Genomic DNA, 4,279 nt, shown 5'->3' with positions numbered 1-4,279 from the left:
TGCGGCCCCAGGCTGCGAATGTAGGCCAGGGCGCGCACCAGCACGCCGAAATGACCATGGAAGCCCTTGAGGGTGCCGACGCTGAGCGGGCGGTCGTCATCGAGACGAAAATCCGCGCCGTCGCGGATCACCACCGGCACCGGCAGAAAGGGCGCCAGTTCCGCCGTCACTCCGACCGGCCCAGCGCCGGGTCCGCCGCCGCCATGGGGCGTGGCGAAGGTCTTGTGCAGATTGAAATGCATGACGTCGATGCCCATGTCGCCGGGGCGCGCGATCCCCAACAGGGCGTTGAGATTGGCGCCGTCGCAGTAGACCAGTCCGCCGCGCGCGTGGACGATGGCGCAGATCGCGCCGATTTCGCTCTCGAACAGCCCCAGGGTGTTGGGATTGGTGATCATGAGGGCCGCCACGTCCTCATCCATGGCCGCCGCGACCGTCGCGGCGCGCAACACGCCGTCGCTGACCAAGGGCACCACCTGATAGCCGCACAGAGCGGCGGTGGCAGGGTTGGTGCCGTGGGCGGTATCGGGGATCAGCACCTTTTGCCGATTCTCGCCGCGCGCCTCGTGCCAGGCACGAATCATGAGCATCCCCGCCAACTCGCCATGAGCCCCGGCGCCGGGTTGCAGGGTCACGGCGGGCAGCCCGGAGATTTCGGCCAGATCCTGCTGCAACTGGTACATGAGCTCCAGCGCGCCCTGGGCCAACTCCTGTGGCGCATAGGGATGGACCCCGGCGAAGCCGGGCAGCCGGCAGGCCACCTCATTGACCTTGGGGTTGTATTTCATGGTGCAGCTGCCCAGGGGGTAGAAACCCGTATCGACGCCGTAATTCCAGGTCGAAAGGCGTGTAAAATGGCGCACCACGTCCAACTCCGACAGCTCCGGAAAACCGGGGATGTCCGCGCGCACCAGTTCGCTTGGCAGGTGCGCCGCCGGCACGTCGAGGGCCGGCAGGCTATAGCCCTTGCGCCCCTTGTCGGAATGCTCGAACAGCAGTTTTTCGTTGAGTTGCAGACCGCGCGTTCCCACCTGGCTCATGGGGCACCTCCGCTCAAGGCCGCGCATAGGGCGTCAATGTCCTCGCGCCGGTTCTGCTCGGTCACGCACACCAGAAAACGATTAGGCATGTGCGGATACCAGCGCGCCAGGGGAATACCGCCGAGAATGTCGCGCGACTGAACATGCCGCAGTACCTCGACGGCCGAATGCGGTGCCTCGACGACGAACTCGTTGAACACCGGGCCGCTGAACGGTAGGCGAAAACCCGGCAGCGCGGCGATTTTCCCGCGGGCATAGGCAGCCTTGGCCAGATTGTGCTCGGCCAACTCGCGCAGGCCGCGCCGCCCCAGCAGCGCCAGGTAAATGGTGGCCGCCAAGGCGCAGAGGCCCTGATTGGAGCAGATGTTGGAGGTGGCCTTCTCACGGCGGATGTGTTGTTCGCGGGTCGCCAGGGTCAGGACGAAACCACGCTGTCCGCGACTGTCGAGGGTTTCGCCCACCAGGCGCCCGGGAAGGTTGCGCAAATCCTGCCGGCGGGCGGCGAAAAAACCCAGATAGGGCCCGCCGAAGGCCAGCGGCAGGCCGAAGCTCTGCCCCTCGCCCACCACGATGTCGGCACCCAGTTCGCCCGGCGATTTCAACAGGCCCAAGGCCAGGGGTTCCTGCACCGCCGCGATGAGCCGCGCTCCATGGGCTGCGGTCAGCCGCGCGGTCGCCGCCAGATCCTCGATGACGCCGAAAAAGTTGGGATAGCCCAGCACCAGGCCGGCGCAGCGCTCGTCCAGTTGCCCCTCCAGGGCGGCCAGATCGGTGCGGCCCGTATCATCGCAGGGCACCTCGATCAGCTCCAGGTCGAGGTAGCGGCAGTAGGTCGCCACCGTGGCGCGATAATCGGGATGCAGGGAAGCGGCAAGCAACACCCGCCCGCGTCGCGTCGCGCGGCTGGCCATAAGCACCGCCTCGGCGCAGGCCGAAGCGCCGTCGTACATGGAGGCGTTGGCCACATCCATGCCGGTGAGCTGGCAGATCAGGGTCTGGAACTCGAAAATCGCCTGCAAGGTGCCCTGGCTGATTTCGGGCTGATAGGGCGTGTAGGCGGTGTAGAACTCGCTGCGCGAGATGAGATGGTCGACCACGGCGGGGATGAAATGCCGATAGGCGCCGCCGCCGAGAAACATGCGGTGGGTTTCGCCGGTGGCGTTGCGCCGCGCCAGGCAGTTCAATTCGGCAAGCAGCTCGGCCTCGCTGCGCGCCTCGGGCAGATCCAGGGGACGGCCGAGGCGCAGGGCGGCGGGAATCTCGCGGAACAGCTCCTCGACGTCCCCGGCGCCAATCACGGCCAGCATCTGCCGCACGTCATCCGGAGTGTGGGGAATATAACGCATGATGGAATCCTCCCGGGCGAGGTCGGGACAGCCTATTCCTCTTCGATGAATTCGCGGTAAGCGTCGGCGTCGAGCAGTTCGTCGAGTTCACCCGGATCGCTGATGCGGATCTTGATCATCCAGCCGTCCTCATAGGGCGAGGTATTGAGCACTTCGGGCGTCTCGGGCAACTCCTCATTGACCTCGACGACCTCGCCCGACACCGGGGCATAGATATCGGAGACCGCCTTGACCGACTCGACCACGCCGAAGGGCTTGCCCGCCTCGACCTTGACGCCCACCTCGGGCAGCTCGACAAACACCACGTCGCCCAGTGAGTCCTGGGCAAAATCGGTAATGCCGACCGTCACCAGGTCATCCTCCACCAGTACCCATTCATGCTCTTCCGTGTACTTGAGCTCCTCGGGAAACTCCATGTCTGCGCCTCCTGAACGATAGAAAAAGGACGCCCCCGAAAGCCGGCGCCCCGGATAAACACACTTGGCCTATTTACGCAAGAAAGGGGTTTTGACCACTTCCGCCGTCACCCGCCGCTGGCGGATGCCGATGTCCAGAAGCGTGCCCGGGCGCTGCAGACCGTCGCGCACCAGGGCGATGGCAATGCCCTGGCGCAGGCTGGGCGACAGGGTGCCGCTGGTGACTACCCCCACCGGCTCGCCTCCGTGGAAAACCGGGTAGCCGGCCCGCGGCACGCCTGCTTCGGTCAGGAGCAGGCCGACCAGGCGCCGGGGGATTCCCGCCTCCTGTTGACGCAGCAGCGCCTCGCGGCCGATGAAGCTGGGCTTGTCCAGGCGCGTGATCCAGCCGAGACCGGCTTCGAGGGGGGTAATCTCCGGACTCAGCTCATGGCCGTAAAGGGGATATTTCATTTCCAGGCGCAGGGTGTCGCGCGCCCCCAAGCCGGCCGGCAGCAAACCTTCGTCGCCGCCGACCTCAAGCAGGGCGCGCCACAGGGTCAGGGCGGCCTCGGGATGGCAGTAGAGCTCGAACCCATCCTCGCCGGTGTAGCCGGTGCGCGAAAGGATGCAGGGCACCTGGGCCACCAGCCCTTCGTAGAAATGGTAGCTTGCGATGCGCTCCAGCGCCGTATCGGTGAGGCGCGCGAGAATGGTCACGGCGGCCGGCCCCTGCAGGGCAAGCTGGGCGAAATCAGCACTGACATTACGACACTTGACCGCCGAAAAATCGCTGTCCTCGAGCACCTGCTCGATCCAGGCAAAATCCTTGTCCGTGTTGGCGGCGTTGACGCACAACAAGAAGTGCTCGCCGTCGAAGCGGTAGATGAGCAGGTCGTCCACCACGCCGCCCGTGGGATAGCACATGGCGGTGTACTGGGCCTGTCCATTGCTCAGGCGGCTGACGTCATTGACGCACAGTTCCTGCAAAAAAGCTTCGGCCTGAGGGCCCTTGACCTCGATTTCGCCCATGTGGGAGACATCGAACAGCCCCGCCGCATGACGCACGGCGAGATGTTCCTCGATGACGCCGCGATACTGCACCGGCATCTCCCAGCCGCCGAATTCCACCATGCGCGCACCCATTTCGCGATGCGCCGGATATAGAGCGGTCCGCTTGAGCATAGGCCTCCTTGCCGCGCGCGCCGTGATTTTTCACCTGCGGCGGCAGTCACAAGCTTAGCAGAGAATCTCGGGAATCCTATCCTCGCAGCCCAGGGTCATCAGGTGCACACCCTGGCAATGACGCCGCGCCACGCCCACGAGTTCGCGCGCCAGCTCGATGCCCACGGCCAGAGGGTCCGTCGCGGCCTCCAGCCGGGCAAGAATCGCGTCGGGGACACGCACGCCGGGGATATGGGTATTGAGGTAGCGCGCCATGCGGGCGCTCTTGAGCAGCAGCACGCCGAGGATCACCGGCACGCCAAGGGGCCGCGTC

General features: G+C 65.6%; 5 protein-coding genes. All 5 read right to left on the bottom strand.

Annotation, left to right across the window (positions count from 1 at the left end; translation table 11 throughout):
- On the bottom strand, positions 1–1,040 hold a 1,040-nt coding region (gene gcvPB, locus QAT43_RS14440; protein ID WP_305043791.1), incomplete at its 3' end, for an aminomethyl-transferring glycine dehydrogenase subunit GcvPB.
- A complete protein-coding gene (gene gcvPA / locus QAT43_RS14435) occupies positions 1,037–2,386 on the bottom strand; it encodes an aminomethyl-transferring glycine dehydrogenase subunit GcvPA (RefSeq protein ID WP_305043790.1) in 1,350 nt (449 codons plus the stop codon). The genes gcvPB and gcvPA, both read right to left, overlap by 4 nt.
- 32 nt (positions 2,387–2,418) lie before the next feature.
- A complete protein-coding gene (gcvH, locus tag QAT43_RS14430) occupies positions 2,419–2,802 on the bottom strand; it encodes a glycine cleavage system protein GcvH (protein WP_305043789.1) in 384 nt (127 codons plus the stop codon).
- A gap of 69 nt (positions 2,803–2,871) precedes the next feature.
- Positions 2,872–3,966 (bottom strand): glycine cleavage system aminomethyltransferase GcvT, encoded by a 1,095-nt coding sequence (gcvT, locus tag QAT43_RS14425; RefSeq protein ID WP_305043788.1) that lies wholly within the window; start codon positions 3,964–3,966, stop codon positions 2,872–2,874.
- Between the two features lie 54 nt (positions 3,967–4,020).
- Positions 4,021–4,279, bottom strand: a 259-nt coding sequence (locus QAT43_RS14420) for a methylenetetrahydrofolate reductase (protein WP_305043787.1), incomplete at its 5' end; no start/stop codon positions are given.

This window comes from Geoalkalibacter sp. (assembly GCF_030604225.1).
Classification (GTDB): Bacteria; Desulfobacterota; Desulfuromonadia; order Desulfuromonadales; family Geoalkalibacteraceae; genus Geoalkalibacter.
The sequence above is the reverse complement of the archived record's forward strand: the minus strand, read 5'-3'. Positions and strand labels throughout refer to the sequence as shown.